Source organism: Halotalea alkalilenta DSM 17697, assembly GCF_000621205.1.
GTDB lineage: Bacteria > Pseudomonadota > Gammaproteobacteria > Pseudomonadales > Halomonadaceae > Halotalea > Halotalea alkalilenta.
Genome location: NZ_KK211226.1, coordinates 245,307 through 265,195, shown reverse-complemented (window position 1 = coordinate 265,195; position 19,889 = coordinate 245,307). Strand labels below are relative to the sequence as shown.

At 63.3% G+C, this 19,889-nt stretch carries 18 protein-coding genes; 9 read left to right on the top strand and 9 right to left on the bottom strand.

Annotation, left to right across the window (positions count from 1 at the left end; all coding sequences use genetic code 11):
* Positions 1-2: 2 nt before the first annotated feature.
* Both Q376_RS22255 and Q376_RS0110475 read right to left on the bottom strand, forming a co-directional pair.
* A complete protein-coding gene (locus Q376_RS22255) occupies positions 3-1,295 on the bottom strand; it encodes a dicarboxylate/amino acid:cation symporter (protein ID WP_043447305.1) in 1,293 nt (430 codons plus the stop codon).
* A 58-nt stretch (positions 1,296-1,353) separates the two neighbouring features.
* Positions 1,354-2,478: a DSD1 family PLP-dependent enzyme gene (locus Q376_RS0110475; RefSeq protein WP_027350270.1), complete on the bottom strand. Its 1,125-nt coding sequence runs from the start codon at positions 2,476-2,478 to the stop codon at positions 1,354-1,356.
* An 88-nt stretch (positions 2,479-2,566) separates the two neighbouring features.
* Here Q376_RS0110475 and Q376_RS0110470 point away from each other — a divergent pair, with 88 nt between their 5' ends.
* Positions 2,567-3,472, top strand: coding sequence for a LysR family transcriptional regulator (locus Q376_RS0110470; RefSeq protein WP_027350269.1), 906 nt, complete (start codon positions 2,567-2,569; stop codon positions 3,470-3,472).
* Between the two features lie 230 nt (positions 3,473-3,702).
* On the opposite strand, the gene Q376_RS22250 is transcribed toward Q376_RS0110470, so the two are convergent.
* From Q376_RS22250 to Q376_RS0110435, 7 genes are all read right to left on the bottom strand, one after another.
* On the bottom strand, positions 3,703-5,112 hold the full coding sequence (locus Q376_RS22250) for an amidase family protein (RefSeq protein WP_245598939.1): 1,410 nt from the start codon (positions 5,110-5,112) through the stop codon (positions 3,703-3,705).
* 35 nt (positions 5,113-5,147) lie between these two features.
* Entirely contained in the window at positions 5,148-5,897 is a 750-nt protein-coding gene (locus tag Q376_RS0110460) for an ABC transporter permease (RefSeq protein ID WP_052365126.1), read from the bottom strand.
* A gap of 27 nt (positions 5,898-5,924) precedes the next feature.
* The gene (locus Q376_RS22245) at positions 5,925-6,686 is read right to left on the bottom strand and encodes an ABC transporter permease (protein WP_211266646.1); all 762 of its coding nucleotides are present in this window, start codon (positions 6,684-6,686) and stop codon (positions 5,925-5,927) included.
* Positions 6,683-7,714, bottom strand: a complete 1,032-nt coding sequence (locus Q376_RS0110450; protein ID WP_027350267.1) for an ABC transporter substrate-binding protein — start codon at positions 7,712-7,714, stop codon at positions 6,683-6,685. Before Q376_RS0110450 ends, Q376_RS22245 begins: the two co-directional genes overlap by 4 nt.
* Before the next feature lie 89 nt (positions 7,715-7,803).
* Complete coding sequence (locus tag Q376_RS0110445; RefSeq protein WP_027350266.1) at positions 7,804-8,649, bottom strand: TauD/TfdA dioxygenase family protein; 846 nt, start codon at positions 8,647-8,649, stop codon at positions 7,804-7,806.
* A 29-nt stretch (positions 8,650-8,678) separates the two neighbouring features.
* Entirely contained in the window at positions 8,679-9,461 is a 783-nt protein-coding gene (locus Q376_RS0110440) for a class II aldolase/adducin family protein (RefSeq protein ID WP_211266645.1), read from the bottom strand.
* Between the two features lie 52 nt (positions 9,462-9,513).
* Positions 9,514-10,308 (bottom strand): ABC transporter ATP-binding protein, encoded by a 795-nt coding sequence (locus Q376_RS0110435; protein ID WP_027350264.1) that lies wholly within the window; start codon positions 10,306-10,308, stop codon positions 9,514-9,516.
* Between the two features lie 289 nt (positions 10,309-10,597).
* Here Q376_RS0110435 and Q376_RS0110430 point away from each other — a divergent pair, with 289 nt between their 5' ends.
* From Q376_RS0110430 to Q376_RS0110395, 8 genes are all read left to right on the top strand, one after another.
* Entirely contained in the window at positions 10,598-11,317 is a 720-nt protein-coding gene (locus Q376_RS0110430; RefSeq protein ID WP_155834281.1) for a GntR family transcriptional regulator, read from the top strand.
* 66 nt (positions 11,318-11,383) lie between these two features.
* Positions 11,384-12,163 carry an SDR family oxidoreductase gene (locus Q376_RS0110425; RefSeq protein WP_027350262.1) on the top strand — a complete coding sequence of 260 codons (780 nt, stop codon included), beginning with the start codon at positions 11,384-11,386 and terminating at the stop codon, positions 12,161-12,163.
* A 45-nt stretch (positions 12,164-12,208) separates the two neighbouring features.
* Complete coding sequence (locus tag Q376_RS22240; protein WP_043447294.1) at positions 12,209-13,342, top strand: pyridoxal phosphate-dependent aminotransferase; 1,134 nt, start codon at positions 12,209-12,211, stop codon at positions 13,340-13,342.
* A gap of 14 nt (positions 13,343-13,356) precedes the next feature.
* Positions 13,357-14,244: an alpha/beta fold hydrolase gene (locus Q376_RS0110415; protein ID WP_027350261.1), complete on the top strand. Its 888-nt coding sequence runs from the start codon at positions 13,357-13,359 to the stop codon at positions 14,242-14,244.
* Positions 14,245-14,246: 2 nt separating this feature from the next.
* Positions 14,247-15,509: a hydantoinase/carbamoylase family amidase gene (locus Q376_RS0110410; protein ID WP_043447290.1), complete on the top strand. Its 1,263-nt coding sequence runs from the start codon at positions 14,247-14,249 to the stop codon at positions 15,507-15,509.
* Entirely contained in the window at positions 15,499-16,431 is a 933-nt protein-coding gene (locus Q376_RS0110405) for a cupin domain-containing protein (RefSeq protein ID WP_027350259.1), read from the top strand. The genes Q376_RS0110410 and Q376_RS0110405 overlap by 11 nt, the downstream gene beginning before the upstream one ends.
* Positions 16,432-16,526: 95 nt before the next feature.
* Entirely contained in the window at positions 16,527-17,435 is a 909-nt protein-coding gene (locus Q376_RS22235; RefSeq protein ID WP_052365124.1) for a LysR family transcriptional regulator, read from the top strand.
* A gap of 115 nt (positions 17,436-17,550) precedes the next feature.
* The gene (locus Q376_RS0110395) at positions 17,551-19,818 is read left to right on the top strand and encodes an FdhF/YdeP family oxidoreductase (RefSeq protein ID WP_043447286.1); all 2,268 of its coding nucleotides are present in this window, start codon (positions 17,551-17,553) and stop codon (positions 19,816-19,818) included.
* Positions 19,819-19,889: the final 71 nt, after the last annotated feature.

Here is a 19,889-nt window from a genome sequence, read left to right as displayed (position 1 = left end):
GATCAAGAGTTGGACAAGGGGGCGCCGCTGGCGCTTGATGATCCACTTGCGGTTACCGCTGGTTGGATGGCCTCGGCCTCGCCTTCCCATTTGGACACCGAGGCAGTGGCAATGCTGTTTCCCAGCACGTTGATCGCCGTGCGCCCCATATCGAAAAACGGATCTATACCCAGCAGCAGTAACATGCCCGATACCGGAAGCCCCAGCGAAGGCAATGAAGCGGCGACCACTACCAGAGATGCGCGCGGTACACCTGCCATTCCCTTGCTGGTCAGTAACATCACCAGCAGCACCCCGACCTGTTGGGCAAGCGTCATTTCTATATGAAAAGCCTGGGCGATGAAGATGACCGCAAACGCCTGATAGAGCATGGCGCCGTCGAGGTTGAACGAGTAACCCAGCGGCAGTACGAACCCGGATACCCGGCGCGGCACGCCGAAGCGCTGCAATTGCTCGATAGTCCTGGGGAAGGTCGCTTCACTGCTCGAGGTCGAGAAACCGATCAGCAGCGGGTCGCGAATCAGCCTTAGCAAGTGAAGGATCCGCGGCCCGAGAATCAGCCAACCCACCGCGATCAACAGCAGCGCGAGCACGGCCAGTGCCAGGTAGTAACCGCCCAGCAGCTTGCCATACACACCCAGGACGCCCAGGCCTTGGGTCGTGATGACCGAGCACAATGCCGCCCCTACGCCCAGCGGCGCCAGCCACATGACGTAGCTGGTCAGCTTCAACATGATGTCGAAGATCGCATCGGTCAGTTCCAGTATCCGCCTCTTCACCGACCCGCCTGCCGCTGCGGTGGCAACGCCGAACAGGAGTGCGAACAGCACTATCTGCAAGATTTCGTTGCTGGCCATGGCATCGACCACACTTTGCGGAACGATATTGGTAATGAAGCCCTTCAGATTGAACGGCGCGACGTCGATGCCTGAACTTTCAGTGGCCGCAGGCAGGTGCGCCGCCATCTGCCCGCCCAGATTCAAGAGGTTGCAAGCCAGGATGCCAATCAGTAGCGAAACCACCGAGGCGCAGAAAAACCAGGCCAAGGAACGCATCCCCATGCGGCCGATGGCCTGGGGGTCCTGCATGTTGGCGACGCCCGATACCAGGCCGCAAAACACCAGCGGCGCAATGATCATCTTGATCGCTCGCAGGAACAGGTCCGTCAGTATCGACAAATATTGTGACACCACTATATGGGCCGTGGCCTCATTCAAGTTGGCATTCAGGACCGCGCCAGTGACGGCCCCCAGGATCATCCCGATCAGGATCCAGACGGAGAGATTCTTCATCATGAAAGATGCGCCTTTGATGTTGTGGATTTAGTAGGCGGTAGTTGAAATGAACCGATATTTACCAACCCGAAATTCGGGGCCAGTAGCCGAGGCGACGCCCCTCGGTCAGGACGTGATAGCCGGCGTGCTGCGCGGTGGTAGCGCAGGCATGATTGGGCAGGATGCGTAGCTGGGTGCCAACGGGCAGCTCTGGGATGATTTCGGGATTTCCCGAGCGCGAGGAAATGATTCCATGCTCCTGGTTGGCCGCGGTAACGATCAGGTCGCCCAAGGGCTGGCCCGATAGGTCGCAGACGATGCCGTATCCTTGGTCCACGCGCTGTTTGGCGGTACCGCGGTCGCGAGACAGCGCCATCCAGCCGGCATCGACGATGGTCCAGCCTTTCTCGGGCTGGTGACCAATGACCGTCGTTAGTACCGAGACAGCGATGTCCTGCACATCGCACACCCCAAGCCCAGCCATGACCAGGTCGAAGAACGCGAACACGCCGGCCCGAACCTCGGTGATGCCGGACAAATCCTGAGTGAACAGCGCGGTGGGAGTGGAACCTATGCTGACGATCGATGGCTCGAACCCAGCCTCATTGAGCAGCCGTGCGGCCTCGATCACTGCTGCACGCTCTTGACGTGCATAAGCCTCGATTTCGGCGATCGATCGGCTGTCATAGGAGTTTCCGGCGTGGGTCATGACACCGCTGACCCGGACTCCTGCGTTACTGAGCAAGTGGGCGATCTCGACCAGTAGCGTCGACTGCGGGGCGATGCCTGAGCGATGTCCGTCGCAGTCGATCTCGAGAAGTACTTCGAAGACCTGCCCGCTATTACAGGCAAACTCAGCCAATAGGCGAGCGCTTTCGAGATTGTCCAGCACCAGCTTCAACTCCGCCCCTTGCTCTATCAAGCGGGCGGCATGAGCGAACTTATTGGGAGAGATACCAACGCCGTACAAGATGTCGGTGAAGCCCTCAGCCAAGAAAAAGTCCGCCTCACGCAGTGTAGAAACTGTGATGGGGCCTCGTTCGCCAGCAAACAGGCGCTCGGTGACTTCTAGGCATTTGTTGGTTTTGACATGTGGACGCAGCGTCACGTCGAACGGCATCAGCTTGTTTCGCATGCGCAGGATATTGCCGTCCAAGCGGTCGCGATCCAATAAAAGCACGGGGGTTTCGATTAGGTCTGCCATTTGTTCTCTCCGGTAATGGCGCTATTCTAAGCCGTCAAAACCGTCGAGAGTGTTAACCTCCCATAACTCTATGATTCAGTAATTCTTAATGACAGATATATTCGACATTCGCTTCTTACTGGTCATCCGGGAAAGCAAAAGTCTGCTGGAGGCGTCACGCAAACTGGGACTGACGCCTTCGGCAGTCACTCAGCGGCTTCAGCAGATGGAGAAGAGACTCGATCTCCGCCTATTGGACCGATCCGCGCGACAGCTACGCTTTACCGACGAAGGCGAACTTCTGTGTGTCCGAGGGGCCGAGCTGCTTCAGCAGTTCGACGCGCTGCTGGAAGACCTGCACGAACGGCGCAGGGGTTTTGTCGGCAAGTTGAAAATCAACGCGCCCTTTGGCTTTGGCAGGCGATACGTAGCACCTGCGGTTGCAGCGTTCAAAAGCCTGCACCCAGAAGTCGAGATCTCTTTGACCCTGTCCGACCAGCCGATGGTCGAGGCGAGCGACCGCTTCGACGTGGTGATCCATATTGGCCAGCTTGGCGTATCCAACCTGGTCTGTCGCACCCTTGCGCCAAACCGCCGGTTCATCTGCGCCTCGCCTGCGTTCATTGCCCGACATGGTTTAATCGACAGCCCCGAACAGCTCGCCCATCAGCCCTGCATCGCGCTGCACGAGAACAATGAAGACGTGACCCTATGGCATCTCAGCCGAGGCCGGAAAACCCAAAGCATACGTATTCGCCCGTCGCTCATCAGCAATGACGGCAACGTGATCAAGCAGTGGGGATGCGACGGACAAGGGATCATCCTGCGCTCAGAGTGGGATGTGGCCGACGCCTTGGCGGACGGTAGCCTTGTGCGACTGCTACCGGCCTGGAAACTGCCGGATGCCAATGTCGTGGCGCTTACCCATCAGCGCGAGGGACTGCCGGAGCGGACCCGCAATTTCATGCGTTTCCTGCAGGACTCTTTCCTACCCGTGCCGCCCTGGCGCGCTTGAACTGCCTTCTTTGCGACCGACCGCTATCGGCCCGGAGTGGGTCGCAAAACAGAGCTGGATCCTTGCTTCCAGGAGCATGGGCTTTCGATTCGCCGAGGGTTGAGCCCGGTGCCTCGACACGGCGTTTCACGTGAAACTCCTGCGCATCATCGGCCGCGAACTGCTGCCCAATGCGGTCGTGTCCGGCGGCGCCTAGCTCTCAGCCGCAGACCAAGCGAGCGGTCGTCGTCTCAGCCTGCATGTTCGAGGTTGGCCAAAGGAGAAGGATCGAGCAGCGCCTCGAGCGCCGCCGCTATCGCCAGCAGGCGGTCATCGTCGCCTCGCGAACCGGCGAGTTCCAGCCCTACTGGCAGACCATCGCGGGTGGTGCCGGCGGGCAGTGAGATACTCGGAAGCCCTGCGCTACTCAACGGTGTGGTGTTGCGGATGTAGGCATCGAAGCAGCTGTGGAGCCGCCCGGCGATTGGAATTCTCGCCTTAGCGACCGAGGTGATCGGCAGGGCGGGAAGCAGGGTGGTCGGCAGGCAGAGCGCATCGAGGCGATGCGCGGTGAAGAGCCGATCGAAGCGAGCGCTGAGCGCGGGCGCATGCTGCTCGCACGCCTGCTGGTAGAGTGGCGCAGTCTCGCCAGCCAGGGTGCGCTCGAACGCGCGCCGCACGTCATCGTCGACGACTCCTGCGATGATCTCCTCCAGGGTGAGCGGCGCGCGATGCTTGGCGAGATAGGCTGGAATCGCAAAGCTGGGCTCGTGCAGATTGATCACTGGGGAAACGCGCGCGTTCAAGGTGTCCAGCTCGTCGAGATCGACCTCGACGAGCGTCACGCCCACCTCGGCGAAACGCTGCAGGGCCTGCTCCAGCGCATCGCGCAAGCGAGGGTCCAAGGGTGACCAGAACCAAGGGGCGACGCCGAGCCGCAGCTTCGCCGGGCGAACCTCCTCGACCCTACGCCGATTGCCCGTCATGACGGCATCGAGCATTTGGATGTCTCTTACCGAGCGGCCCATTGGGCCGACCGTATCGTGGCGCGGGCTGATCGGTAGGACACCGCCTTGTGGATAGCGCTGGTGACCCAGGGAGAAGCGCGAGGGTCGAAAACCCACTATCCCGCAGAGCGCGGCGGGAATTCGCAGCGATCCTCCGGTATCGGTGCCGAGGCCACAGGTGACTATGCCTGCGGCTATCGCCGCGGCGTTGCCGCCGGAGGAGCCTCCGGCGATTCGCTCGGGGGCGTGGGGGTTGCGCACCGGCGAGGGCCAGTCTCCCTGGTGGGCGCAGGTGACCCCTGAGGCCAGCTCGTGCAGGTTGGCCTTGCCGATCACGATCGCTCCGGCCTCGATCAGCCTGGTCAATGGCGGTGCGGTAGCGCTCGGGATGAAGTCGCGCAGCGCCGGCGTCGCTCCGGTGGTGGGCAGCTCCACCCAGTCGATGTTGTCCTTGACCAGGAGCGGCAGGCCCGCCAGGGGCGGCAGGGACTCGCCACGACGTCGGCGCAGATCGAGCGCACGGGCGGTCGCCAGAGCCTTTGGCGCGGCGAGTTCGATCACCGCGTTGAGAGAGGCTCGTGAGCTCGCTCGCCGTAGCGAGGCCTCGACCAGCGCCTCGGCGCTGAGCTCTCCGCGGGAGAACGATTGGACCATGGCCACCGCATCTGATCCCACTGTCCGGCCCATGCTCATTGCCAGAACACCAGGCGCCGCTCCAGCCAGGCGAGCAGGCCGAAGAACGCTAGGCTCAGCAGCGAAGCCACGAGGATCGCCGCCCATACGGTGAGGAAGTCGCTCATCACCACCGACTGGAAGATGGTCCAGCCGAGTCCCTGGTAGGCGCCGAGCATCTCGACCACGATGGTGGCGATGATACTGCGCACGGTAGAGAGCTTGAGCGCGGTGAGAATGGATGGCAGGGCGCTTGGCAACCGCAGCTTGCGGATCAGCTCGAAGGGGCCCGCGCCGAAACTCCTGAGCAGGTCGACGGATCTCTTGTCGACGCGGTTGAGGCCATCGAGCGTGCCGAGCAGCACGGTGAAGCCGACTTCGCAGGCAACGATGATCACCTTGGATTCCATGCCGACGCCGAACCACAGCACCACCAGGGGAGCATAGGCGATCATCGGCACGATATTGATCGCCACTACTATCGACATCAGGGCATCGCGCAGCCGTCCCACGAAAGTGAGCGCGACTGCCAATGCAACGCCTAGCGCGGCGCCGATGCCAAAGCCGAGCAGCGCCTGCTGCGAAGTGGTCATGGCCGCGGCGATCAGGGGCTGCTGCTGTCGCCAGAGCTGCTCGAGTATCGCACTCACCGTTGGCAGTACATAGCCGGGCAGCGCGAGGGCGCGCACGACCATTTCCCAGATCAGCAGAAATCCGATCAGACTGAATGTCGCCCTGATACCGCCGATATATCGCGTTGCGAACATTGGGCTTTCCTCGGGGGATATGAGGCTTCAGCTACGCGGTTGCCAGAACAGCAGCCAGCGCTCCAGGACGCCGACCAGCGCGAAGGCGAGGCTTCCAAGCAGGGCGATGAGCAGGATAGTGGCCCATAGCGTGACGGTGTCTTCGTTGTACATCGACTGCAACAGCAGCACGCCGAGTCCGGTGGTGTCGCCGAACCACTCGCCCACCACTGCGCCGGAAAGGCTCAGCGCGACGGCGAGCTTGAGGCCTGTGAAGATCGCAGGTCCCGCCATCGGCAGTTGCAGCCGCAGTAGGATCTGACCCGGACTCGCGCCGAAGCTTCTCAGCAGGCTGATGCGTCGAGGATCGATGGCGGCAAGGCCGGCCAAGGTGTTGACCGTGATGGTGAAGAAGGTCAGATAGAAAGCGATGACCGCCTTGGCCCACAGCGAGTTACCGAACCACATCACCACCAGGGCGCCGAAGGCGATCACCGGCACGGTCTGCGATACCACAAGCAGTGGCAGCAGCATCTGGCGCAGCATCACGAAGCGGTGCAGTGCGACGCCGCAGCACAGGCCGAACGCCGTTCCCGCTCCCAGACCGAGCAGCATTTCGCTGGCAGTGCGGACGAAGCCTGCGATGAATGGAGATGGGTGGCGATGGAGCATCGAGAAGATGCTGTCCAACCCGGGCAGATAGTAGTCGGGCACGCCCAGCATCGAGCTACTCACCTGCCAGATGAGGCCGAGCGCGATCAGGAGCAGTATCAGCCGTCCATACGGCAGCATGCCGGTGAGCGATTTCACGGTAGCCGGGCCTCCAGGGGGATCGACTCCAGCGGCGTGGTGACGAAGGCTTGGCCGACATCGACCGATTGAGAAATCACCTCGTAGCGTGCCAGTAGGTCTTGCTCCTTGACCAAGGTGTCGTGATCGAGCCAGTAGAGGCCATGCTCGGCGGCTGGACCGGTGGTCATCAGACGCTGCATCTCAGCGAGCATTCGCTGCTGATGGTGGCGGTCGAGCGTTGGTGCGACCTGCATCACGATGTCGACGGCCTGTTCGGGGTCGGCGAAAGCCTCCTTCCAGCCGCGCAGTGTGGCGCGCAGAAAACCTGCGACCAGCTCGGGTCGTTCGGCGAGGGTGGTTTCCGACACTACCAGTGCGTCGCGGGGAAAGGTGATGCCATAGTCGTCGGGGCTGAATAGCCGCAGAGCGTCTTCGCCCAACTGGTCGCGTAGGGTGTTGAGCTCGTTGTACCAAGTGGCGGTGGCGACATCGGTGGCCCCATTGATGAAGGGCGTCATGCTGACCTGCTGCGGTTGGATCGAGACCTGGTCGCGGTCGACGCCCTGGTCTGCCAGGATCGCGAAGAGCGCGTAGTTGGCACCGGTGAACCAAGTCGATACGCGGTGGCCAGCGAAATCCTGGATGGTCTCGATCGGTCCATCGCGCTTGGTGACGAAGACGAAGTCGGTACGCTGGGTGCCGAGGCCGATCGCTACCACCGGCAGGCCCTTGTCGCGCGCTGCCAGTACGCTCTCGGCACCGCCGGCGAGGCCGAAGGTGTCGCTTCCCGACGCGACCAGGTTCTCGGTGAGGACGTTGGGACCGCCAGGATTGATCGTCAGATCGATGCCTTCGTCCTCGTAGTAGCCTTTGGCCTTGGCGACGTAGAAGCCGGCGAACTGGGCCTGCGGCAGCCATTTGAGCCTCAGGCTGGCCTGGGTCGAAGACTGTGCCTGTGCCGTCTGCAGCGTCGCTACGAGGGACAAGGCCAGCGCTAGCGCGAAGCAGGTACCGACGCGTAGTCGTTGCCAGGAAAATCGAGTCATGCTGGTCACTCCGCTGTGGGCGGTGCGCGCGTCGTCGCGTCACCGCATCGTTATCATTGTGATGAGCGGTACGGCTGGGATCGGTTGGGTCAGAACGGTCGATCACCGCTTACAGTGGTGCGGTGCATCACTCGGCGATAGCGGTTGTCGTCATAGGGCGTGGCGCAATGCATGGTGCAGCGGTTGTCCCAGATCACCAGGTCATTGGCCTGCCACTTATGGCGATAGACGAAATCACTGCGGATCGCATGCCGATTGAGTTCGGCGAGGAGCCGTTCGCTTTCATCGAAGGGCAGTCCAACGATCTCCTTGACGATGTCCTGGCCGACGTAGAGAGAAGGCCGCCCGGTTTCCGGATGGGTGCGTACGATGGGATGGACGATGTCCGGGGTCTTGGCGCGCTGGGTTTCATCCAGCGGCTCCCGGTCGGGAAACGCCTTTGCATAGTAGGTGGCGTAGGAGTGCACCGCGCTCAACGGCCTTATTCGCTCCTTGGTCTCCTCGGGCAGTGCCTCGTAGGCGGCATGCATGCTGGCGAACAGCGTATCGGCCCCTTCGGGTGGTACTTCGAGCGCATGCAGCAGCGAGCCCATGCTGGGTTCGGCGACGTACGATAGATCGGAATGCCAGTTCCAGCCCTCCTTGTGATTGCCGATCGGCTTACCGTCCTCGGCGACATTGGAAAGCACGTAGATTTCTGGATATGGCGTGGTGAGGAACTGCTTGAGCACGTGGACCATCAATGGACCGAAGGCGCGGCTCAGCTCGACGTGGCGTGCTTCGCTCAAGCGCTGGTCTCGCAAGATGAGTACCGAGTACTGATTCAACGCTCGTTTGAGTTCGTCGATCACTGATTCGGGTTGGTCGGCGGCAAGATCCAGGTCGCGCACTTCAGCGCCGAAGGCAGGCATCAGCGGAACGAGGTCGAGGCTCATGGGTAGGCTCCAGTTCGAGAGGTGATGGATCAATCGCGATAGTCAGGGGTGTCACGGTCGAGTTTGCGCAGCAGCGCAGGCCATTCGCGCTCGCCAGCGATCAGAATGTCTCCGTGCTGCTCCCAGAACTGGCGTGCAGCGTATTCACTGGTGGCCGGGTCGGGGACGACCGGCTCCCCGGCCGTGGCGATGGCGGCCTGGATGTCGAGCTGTATGCGCGCAGCGCGCTCGAAGTAATAGAGCAGCATGAAGGCCTCCGCCGGCGTGCGGCCGAGGGTCAGGACGCCGTGGTTGCGCATCAGCATCACCGGATGTTCACCGAGATCATCGATCAGGCGCTGCTGCTCGGCGATGTCGATGGCGACACCCTCGTAGGCGTGGAATGCCTGGCGGCGATAGAAGCGCATGGCGAACTGGCTGAGCGGCAGCAGGCCGTCGCGCTGCGCCGAAATCGCGACGGAGGCATTGGAGTGTGTGTGCAGTACGCATTGGGCGTCATGGCGCGCGGAATGGATCGCGCCATGGATGACGAAAGCGGCGACGTTGACGTCGAAGGGCGAGTCATCGAGTTTTCTGCCTTCGAGATCGATCCGCACCAGGCTCGAGGCAGTGATCTCCTCGAACAGTAGGCCATAGGGGTTGATCAGGAATTGATCCCGGGTGCCGGGCACGCGCGCGGAGATATGGTTGTAGATCATGTCGTCGAGGCCGAGGCGGGCGACGAGGCGATAGCAGGCGGCCAGGTCGACACGCATCCGCCACTCCGCGGCGGGGATATCGCGCTGCGCCGATGCTTGGGCAGGGGAAGTCATGCTTGGCATTGTCCTTGTGATTGACGCTTGTGAATGAGCCGGGCCTGCAGGCTTAGTGAGGAGCGAACGACTTCATGCTCTCTTCCTCGAGCGCCTCGAGCAGGACCCGCTTGTAGTGGACGAAATCGGCGCTGGTGACGAGTTCCGTGCCTCGCGGGCGGGGCAGCTCGATGCGCTGCTCGAGTTTCACCTTGCCGGGCCGGGCCGACATCACCAGCACCCGATCAGCGAGGAAGATCGCCTCGTCGATGTCATGGGTGATGAACAGCACGGTGCGCCGGTGCCGGCGCCAAATCTCCAGCAGCCAGCGCTGCATCATCGTGCGGGTAAGCGAGTCGAGCGCTCCGAATGGTTCGTCGAGCAGCATCAGTTCGCGCTCGAACAGGAAGGTGCGCATCAGTGCCACTCGCTGGCGCATGCCGCCGGAGAGCTGATGTGGGTAGTGGCGCTCGAAGCCCTTCAGGCCGAATTCTGGCAGCATCGTCAATGCTCGCTGCCGCGCCTGGCCCCGCGGCGTCCCTTCGAGCTCGATGGCGACGATGGCGTTGTCGAGGACGTTGCGCCACGGCATCAGCAGATCCTGCTGGGGCATGAAGGAGACTTGGCCGAGCAGACCTTTGGCGCCCACCGTGGCGCCTTTGTGCATCACCGAACCCTGATCGGGTGCTTCCAGTCCGGCGACGATATTGAATAGCGTGCTCTTGCCGCAGCCGCTGGGGCCGATCACGGTGATGAACTCGCCTCGGTGGATATCGATGTTCACGTCGTCCAGCGCGGTAACCTGCGCGAAGCGCTTGCTCACGCCGGCCAGTCGCAGGATCGGCTCACCGCTTGTACTGTCTTTCACGTTCGTGCTGTCGCGGGCTGGGGATGTGGGAGCGATGCTCAGCTGAGGCATGGCATGTTCCTCGTGTTGTCGTCGTAGGCGCTACAGAAGGCTGTTGCGCATTCCACTAGGTATCTCGTGTGATGCACTATGCATGCCAATGGGCGGCATTCTTCGCTATCTCATCCGCGCCATACGTTCATTAAGTCTGGGTTTTGAGTGTCAATGGCCTTTTTAGGTATTTTTATACCAATAATTTGGATACAAGAAATCGTTCATTGGTTTTCATGGTAGGCATTTGGAGAACATTATGATGCAAGAAAGACTCTATTCCGCCCCTGGCTGCACCAGCGAGGAGCGTTTTGGCGAGGCGTCTGCGGCAGGAGAGACCTTGGGTGAAAGAATGCGCAGGTCTTTGGAGCAGGACATCGCTCGAGGTGATTTGGCGCCTGGTGCGAGGCTCGACGAAAAGGAGATCGCCGAACGATTCGGGGTCTCGCGCACGCCGGTGAGAGAAGCGTTTCGGCTGTTGGCCGCGAACGGTCTGGTCGAGCTCCGCGGGCGCCAAGGTGCGATCGTGCGGGAGATCGGGGTCAACCAATTGCTTGAAATGTTCCAGGTCATGGCCGAGCTGGAAGGGCTGTGCGCGCGCCTTGCCGCGCGGCGTATCACCCCTGCGCAGCGCGCGATGATGAGCGACATCCATGCGCGTCTGGAAGCGATGGGCGAGGAGAACGACCCGGCACGCTTCTATCAGATCAATCTGGAATTTCATGAAGTCATCTACGAGGCATCTCGCAACGATTTTCTCGCCGAACAGACGCGTAGCCTGCGCAATCGGGTCGGTGCCTATCGGCTGCGGGTGACCTACCTGCCGGAGAGGGTTCGACATACCCTCAAAGAGCACGCGGAAGTGATGGAGGCGATATTCGCCCACGATGCCGAGCGAGCGCACGCCGCGATGCGGGCTCACCTCACTTTGCTAGGCGATGATCTGATCGATTTCATCGCGCAGTTCGGCAAGGAGTGAGATTTTTGGTATGCAAATTGCTTTGTCGTGTATACCCAACAATGACGGCGAAACGGGAATACCACGATGAAGCTCGAACTCAACGGCAAGACGGCGCTCGTCACCGGAGCATCCAAGGGAATTGGCGCTGCCATCGCTCGGTTGTTCGCAGCCGAAGGGTGCCACTTGCATCTTGCCGCACGTAACGAAGAAGCAATGCTGGCGCTCCAAGCCGAGATCGACCAGAGCTGCGATGTCGATGTGCAAGTCCATGCGCTGGATCTCTCCTCTACCGAGGCGATGCAGGCGCTGGTGGAGCGAGTCGGTACGATAGACATCCTGGTCAACAACGCTGGTGACATTCCCGCCGGATCGCTCGAGTTCGTCGACGACGCCGCCTGGCGACTTGGTTTCGATCTCAAGGTGTTCGGCTACATCAGTCTGGCTCGTTCTTACTATCCACTGCTGCGCGAGCGCAAGGGCGTGATCATCAACGTGATTGGCAACTCCGGGGAGAACTGGGATGCCAGCTACATCGCCGGTAGTACCGGCAATGCCGCGCTGATGGCGTTCACCAAAGCGCTCGGTGGCGCCAGCCTCAATCACGGCGTCAGGGTGGTAGGCGTCAATCCTGGCCCGGTGGCGACCGACCGGATGCTCAAAATCATGCGCCGCAAGGCGGCCGACATGCTGGGAGACGAAGCGCGTTGGGAAGAGCTGTTCGCCAAGTATCCCGGTGGCCGCCCAGCCGAATCGGAAGAAGTCGCCGACCTGGTCGCTTTTCTTGCCTCTCCTCGAGCCGGCTACATCACCGGCACCATCGTTACCATCGACGGTGGCATCGCCGCGCGTGGATCGGTGATCTGATCGCGGTTGCGATCGTTCGCTACCCCCTGCCGAGGAGAGAACACGATGAGCGATGCGAACACACGCAATCGATATTTCGACGATCTTTGCGCCAATCCCGAGCTCCAGTGGATGGGCCAGAATACCAACCATCTACCCGCCCACCCTGCCGTCGAGGCAGCGATGATCGAATCGATCCAGCGCGGTGAGTACAACGCCTACGCGCCGCCGCTGGGGTTCGAAGCACTGCGTGAGAGGATCGTCGCGGATATCGGCGCACCCGGCACCGAAGCCCTGGTCACCGAAGGTGGAGTCGCCGCCCTGGCGCTGATCTGCGCCGCTCGCTGCACCCCGGGCAGCACCTTCGTCACCACCGACCCGACCTGGAAGTGGCCATGCCAGTTCGCCGAACGTCATGGTGCGGAGGTGGTCAAGCTGCCGATCTTCGACGCCCGTTCGGACTGGCGGCTCAGCGTTGCAGCGCTGGAGGCGGCGGTCGATGAGCGTACCCGAGTGATCTATCTGGTCGACCCCAACAATCCGCTGGGAGTGCGCTATGAGCGTCACGTACTCGAGTGTTTCGTTGCCATCGCCCGTGACCGTGGCGCGCTGCTGATCCACGACTGCACCTATCGCGATTTCGCCGACGGCCATACGCCCGCGGTAACGCTCGATGCCGAACATAGCGTGGTGACGCTGAGCTTCTCCAAGTGGCTAGGACTGGCGGGGCTGCGCATCGGCGCGCTGGTCGCATCGCCCGCACTGGTCGCGGAGTTCGCAGCCGGCGCGACTAGCGTGCTCGGTGCCAGCGTGGTGGCACAGCGCGCGGCACTCGCAGGCCTCGAGGTCAAGCGGGAGTGGATGGCCCGCGTACGTGAGGTGGACGCCGCGAACAAGGAGATGATTCGAGCGTGCATCGAGTCGCTGCCCGGTCTGTCCCTGCCTGTCTGGCCGTCCCACGGCAACTTCGTGGTGATCAATCTCGAGGACCCCGAACTGACGCCGCAGGCGCTGGTCGCTCGTTATCTCGAGCAGAACATCATGATTCGCCAAGGTACCTACCACACCGAACGCTTCGGTGAGCGTTTCATCAAGGTCAGCACTTCGGTGCCGAGCGCCTGGGTGGCGCGCTTCTGCGCGCTGCTCCCCGCGATGCTCGAACGTGCCCGGGGCACACCGCCGACCGCGCCGCTTTACTGATGGAGGAATGGCCCATGCAGATCGTGACCGATGACGACGTGCGGCTGCACGTCGAGGAAGCCGGCAGCGGTACGCCGGTCCTGTTCATCCATGAGTTCGGTGGCAACCACCTGAGCTGGGAGCCGCAGATGCGCTGGTTCAGTCGACGTCATCGCTGCGTAAGCTACGCTGCGCGTGGCTATCCGCCTTCGAGCGTACCGAGCGACCCTGAAGCCTACTCGCAGTCGATCGCCGTCAGTGACGCATTGGCGGTGCTAGATGGCTTGGGCATCGAGCGCGCCCATGTGGTAGGGCTTTCGATGGGCGGCTTCACCGCTTTGCATCTCGGGCTGCGCGCGCCCGAGCGATTGCTTTCGCTGACCGTGGCCGGCGCAGGGTATGGCTGCGAGCCGGAGCATGAGGCCTACTTCCGCGAGGTCTCGATGAAGGTGGCGGCCAACTTCGAGCGCCGAGGCGCGCGCGACTTCGCACCGATCTATGCCGAGGGCGCCAGTCGCGTCCAGTTCCAGGAAAAGGATCCGCGCGGCTGGTGCGAATTCGCCGCGCGGCTGGCGACCCACTCCGACCTCGGCGCGGCCCTGACCATGCGCGGCGTCCAGGCACGGCGCCCCTCTTTCGTCGATTTGATCGAGCCGCTGGCGCGCATGTCGGTGCCGACACTGGTCATGGTCGGCGACGAGGACGACCACTGCCTGCAGCCGGGGCTGCTGCTCAAGCGCACGCTGCCAGCCTGCGGTCTCGCAGTGCTGCCGAAGAGTGGACATACCCTCAATCTCGAAGAGCCGGAACTGTTCAACCGGCTGGTCGACGAGTTCATCGCGCGGGTCGCCCAAGGCCGCTGGCTGACGCGGGATCCCAGGGCGCGCGCGGATCAGGTCATGCGTACCGGCGAGGAGGACTGAGCATGGTGCCGACGAGTATCGATGCAGAGCGCCTCTGGCAGCGGCTGATGGCTTTGGCTGAAATTGGCGCGACGCCCGGGGGAGGCGTCGACCGCCAGGCTTTGTGCCTGGCGGAGACAGCCGCGTGGCAGCTGTTGATCGATTGGGCGCAGGGTGCGGGGGCCGAGGCGTTCGCCGATCGGGCCGGCAACCTGTTCTTGCGGTTGAGCGGTGAATCGAGCGGGGCGCCCGCTGTGTTGATCGGCAGCCATATCGACACCCAGCCGCAAGGTGGCCGCTTCGATGGCGCCTACGGGGTGATCGCGGCGCTCGAAGTGCTGACCACCCTGGCCCAAAGCGAAGAAAGGTTCGGGCGTGATCTCATCGTGGTCGCCTGGATGAACGAGGAAGGCTCGCGTTTCGCCCCGGGAATGATGGGGTCGGAGGTGTTCTGCGGCGTTCGTTCGCTCGAGCAGGTCCGCGCGGTCAGGGACATCGAGGGCGCAAGTGTCGCGCAGGCCCTCGATGCCCAGCTGGCGCGCTTCCCCGAACTGGCCGTGGTCGAGCCCGGATTCGTTCCTCTCGCCTATATCGAGGCTCATATCGAGCAGGGGCCGATACTCGAGCGCGAAGCGCGCATGATCGGTGTGGTCTCCGGCATCCAGGGCAAGCGAACCTATCGTGTGGCCATCGAAGGCGCGGCGGGGCATGCTGGGACCCAGCCGATGGCCGAGCGCCAGGATGCACTGATTGCCTTCTCGGGGTTGGCCCGGCTGCTCGATGATGAAATCGGTCACCATGATGACGTGGTGAAGTTCACCATCGGTCGCATCGAGGCTTGGCCCAATGCGCCATCCGTGGTCGCTGAACGTGTGGTGTTCAGCATCGATTTGCGACATCCGCGCCAGCAGACGCTGGATATGCTCGGTGCCCGGTTGGAGGCGATCTGCGCTTCGTTTTCCACACCTTGCCGTGTGATCAATGAGCCCTTGGTCGTTGCACCGGGCAACGAGTTCGACCGCCATCTGCAGCGAGTGATCGCCAGCTGCGCTGAGCAGCGTGGATATCCCGCGCGCTCGATGCTTTCGGCGGCAGGGCACGATGCCCGCCATCTCGCGAGCATCTGCCCTGCCGCGATGATCTTCATTCCCTGCCGCGACGGTGCGAGCCACGTCGAGCATGAATGGGCCGAGCCCGAGCACGTGGCCGCCGGCGCCAATGTGCTGCTCGACACGGTGAGCGCATTGCTGGTCCAGCGAGAGGAGGACGTCGCCGATGGAGACTGACACGCCGGTGACCACACTGGGTGATTTGCCGATGCAACGGCCACAACTGGCCGTGGGAGAGACTCAGCGCCGCGCGCGCTTCTTCAATTCAGGCAACGCCTTCAACCTCAAGTTGCCCGAGGTGCCGGCGCAGGTCTTCGGGCCAGGCAAAGCGGCGCAGGATGGGGTGAGCCGGGAGATCCACTGTGACCAGGCGGACGCGATGGAGATGCCCGGGCCAGCGACTACCCCGCTGATGCTGGCCCGCTATCTCTACCTAGCCGAAGGCGAGCCGTGGCGGTTGGCTTGCCTGGCGACAGGCGTGGTGCTCTACGTGATCGAGGGTGAGGGCGCGTGCGACTGCGGCGGGGAGGACTGGGGATGGGGGCCTGGCGATATCATGTTGCTACCCGGTGACGCCAAGGCTTCCCTGTGCGCGAGCGCCGGTGGCGCGGTTCTGTGGGCGGTGTCCAACGAGCCACAGTTCGCCTTCGAGCACGCCCGCCCCGCCGGCCCGCCCATCGCCGCCGTTCATTACCCCGCTGCTGAGATCGAAACCCAACTGGCGCTGATCGACGGCATCCCAGCCGACGAGCAGACCTCCGGTGCGGCACTGATCTTCGCCTCCGAGGCACACGCCGAGCGACGCAATCTACTGCCGTCACTGACGCTCTCGCTCAACACGCTCTCGCCCGGTGGCCGCCAACGCGCTCATCGGCACAACTCCGCCGCGATCACGCTGATCCTGCAGGGAGAAAACTGCCATAGCCTGATCGACGGAATACGCCATGATTGGCGGCTCGGAACGACGATGGTGACACCGCCCGGTGCGCTGCACAGCCATCACAACGATGGTGGTCGCAAGGCGCTCTTCCTGATCGTGCAGGATGGTGGGCTCCACTATCACGCCAGAAGCATGGGCTTTCGATTCGGCGAGGGTTGAGCCCCGCGCCTCGACACGGCGTTTCACGTGAAACTCCTGCGCATCTCGAGAGGCTCTGTTAGCCTTCGTGCTTCGGTCATCCAGGGGCGTGCCATATGGATCATCGCCAGCTCAGGTTTCTCGTCGCGCTCGCCCGTGAGCGCCATTTCGGCCGTGCGGCGCGGGCCTGCCACGTCACCCAGCCGACGCTCTCGGCGCGATTGAAGCAGCTCGAGGAGGAGCTCGGTGCGCCGCTGATCGAGCGTGGGCGGCGCTTCGAGCGTTTCACTGCCGAAGGGGAGCGGGTGCTCGCCCATGCGCGGCGCATCCTCGCTGAGTTCGAGGCGCTGCGCGGGGAGCTGGTCGGCGAGCGCGCGATGAGCAAGCCTTTGATGCTCGGTGCGGTACCTTCGGCGCTCGCCGAGGTGGGGCGCTGGCTGGGGCTGCTCGACCTGCGTCTCCCGGTGCTGCCGCTGAGGCTGCGTGAGTATGCGATGCCGGCGCTGCTGCAGGCGCTGGCCGATCATGAAGTCGAGCTGGCGCTCGGCTATCTCGACCCCGCTGCGGCGATGTCCGATGTGTTCGCGGTGCGCCCGCTCTATCGCGAGCGGCTGGCGCTGTTCGCCGCGCCTGGGCGCTTCGAGCTGCCCGAGACGCTCGACTGGTCGGCGCTCGGCGCTTATCCCCACTGTGCGCTGACCCCTGAGATGCAGCATCGTCGCCGGCTGGCGCGCTTGTTCGAGCGCGCGGGGCTCACGGTCGAGACCCGCTTCGAGGCCGATTCGATGGCGGCGCTGGCGCTGATGGTGGCACAAGGCTTCGGCGTCGCGGTGCTGCCGCTCGGCTTTTCCGCGCTGCTCGAGCCGCTTGGGCTTGAGGTCCGGGTGCTGCCCGAGAGCGATCTCGAGGTACCCAGGATCGGGGCGATCTGGCGCCTGGACGAGCCGATTCCAGCGCGTCTTGGCCAGCTGTTGGAGACGATCTCGGCGCTTTCGATACCAGAGCTGGAACTGAACCTTCGATAGACGGCGTCGATCAATAGATCGTTGTCATCGATTGGCGATATTCCCTAGCGCGGCGCTAGGATAGCTGGATCAATTTTCCACTATCTGGCACCTGGTGCGCTGCCGAGGAGGTCGTATGTCCAAACCCCGTATAGAGTCCTATAAAGGGCCGGCCGCGGGCTGGGGGGCGCTCAAGGCGGTCGGCGCGCACCTATCCCACAGCGGTGCGCCGCTCGCCAACGTACGCGCGCTGCTCAAGCTCAACCAGCCCGATGGCTTCGACTGCCCGGGCTGCGCCTGGGGCGATCCGGAGCACGGCTCGTCGTTCGAGTTCTGCGAGAACGGGGTCAAGGCGGTGAGCTGGGAGACCACCTCGAAGCGGGTCGATGACGCCTTCTTCGAGCGCTACACGGTCAGTGAAATGAAGCTTTGGGACGACTACCGGCTCGAGGACCAGGGCCGGCTGACCCGGCCGATGCGCTTCGACCGCGCGAGCGATCGCTACGTGCCGATCGAGTGGAGTGATGCGCTGGATCTGATCGCCGATCATCTGCGCGCGCTCAATGATCCCGACCAGGCGCTGTTCTACACCTCGGGCAAGGCGTGCAACGAGTCCGCCTACATGTTCCAACTGCTGGCCCGGCTCTATGGCACCAACAACCTGCCGGACTGCTCGAACATGTGCCATGAGGCGAGCGGGGTCGGCCTCGGGGAGGCGCTCGGGGTCGGCAAGGGCAGCGTGCTGCTGGATGATTTCGAGCGCGCCGAGGCGATCTTCAGCTTCGGTCAGAACCCTGGCACCAACCATCCGCGCATGCTTGGCACCCTGCGCGAGGCGCACGAGCGCGGCTGCGAGGTGGTGGCGATCAATACGCTCAAGGAGCGCGGTCTCGAGCGCTTCGCCGATCCGCAGCGCAAGCTCGAGATGCTGCGCGGCGGCAGCGAGGCGGTCAGCTCGATGTATCTTTGTCCCAAGCTCGGCGGCGACATGGCGATCGTGCGAGGGATGGCCAAGGTGGTGTTCGAGCGCGACGCGCTGGATCACGACTTCATCGCGCGCTACACCCACGGCGTCGATGCCTACAGGACGGTGGTCGAGGCCACCGCTTGGGAGACGATCGAGGCGCAGTCGGGTCTCTCCAGGGCAGAGATCACCCGCGCCGCCGAGATCTACATCCGCTCCAACGCGACGATCATCTGCTGGGCGATGGGCATCACCCAGCACGAGCACTCGGTGGCAAGCGTACGCGAGATCGTCAACCTGCTGCTGCTGCGTGGCAACATCGGCAAGCCGGGAGCGGGCACCTGCCCGGTGCGCGGCCACTCCAACGTCCAGGGCGATCGCACCATGGGCGTCAACGAGAAGGCGCCGGAGTGGTTCTTCCAAGCCTTGGAGCGCTACTACGGAGTGAGCCTCAAACGCGGCCATGGCCATGACACCGTCTCGGCGATCCGCGCGATGCGCGAGGGTGCATGCAAGGTGTTCATCGGTCTCGCCGGCAACTTCGCCCGCGCCACTTCGGATTCGAACGTCTGCGAGGCGGCGCTCTCGAGCTGCAACCTCACCGTGCACATGAGCACCAAGCTCAACCGCAGCCACCTGGTCACCGGACGCGACGCGCTGATCCTGCCGGTGATCGGTCGGGTCGAGACCGACGCCAAGGCGGACGGCACGCCGCAGCTGATCACCGTCGAGGATTCGATGAGCATGGTGCACGGCTCGGCGGGCATCCAGCGCCCGGCCTCCCCGATGCTGCGCTCCGAGGTCGCGGTGATCTGCGGCATCGGCGAGCGGCTGCTCGGCAGCCAGGTGGTCGACTGGATGGCGCTCGCCGAGGACTACGACCGGATTCGCGACCAGATCGCCGAGGTGATTCCAGGCTTCAGCGATTTCAACCGGCGGGTGCGCGAGCCGCGGGGCTTCTGGCTCGGCAACCCTGGCGCGCGGCGCGAGTTCCCCACCGCCAGCGGATTGGCCGAATTCTCGAGCGACCCGCTGCCGGAAGCGGTGCTGCACCAGCGGCTCGCCCGCGAGGCGGGCTGGTTGACGCTCCAGACCTTGCGCAGCCACGATCAGTACAACACCACGGTCTATGGCTACGACGACCGCTATCGTGGTGTGAAGGGGATGCGCCGGGTGATCTTCCTCAACCCGAACGACATCGAGCGGCTCGGGCTCGAGGATGGACAGTGGGTCGATCTGGTCGGACGCGAGGAGGACGGCGTACCGCGCCGCGCCGAGGCGTTCCGGGTAGTCTCCTACGACACCCCCGAGGGCTGTGCGGCGGCATATTATCCTGAAACCAACCCGTTGATTCCGCTCGACTCGGTCGGGATCAAGAGCAATACCCCCAACTCCAAGTCGGTGGCGGTACGGCTGGCGCCGAGTGCGCGGTTGGCCTGAGAGCGCTGGTCGGAGCGGTGGTTACGCTTCGACACGCGAACGCGCTCCACTGCAATGCGCTCCAAGGGGAT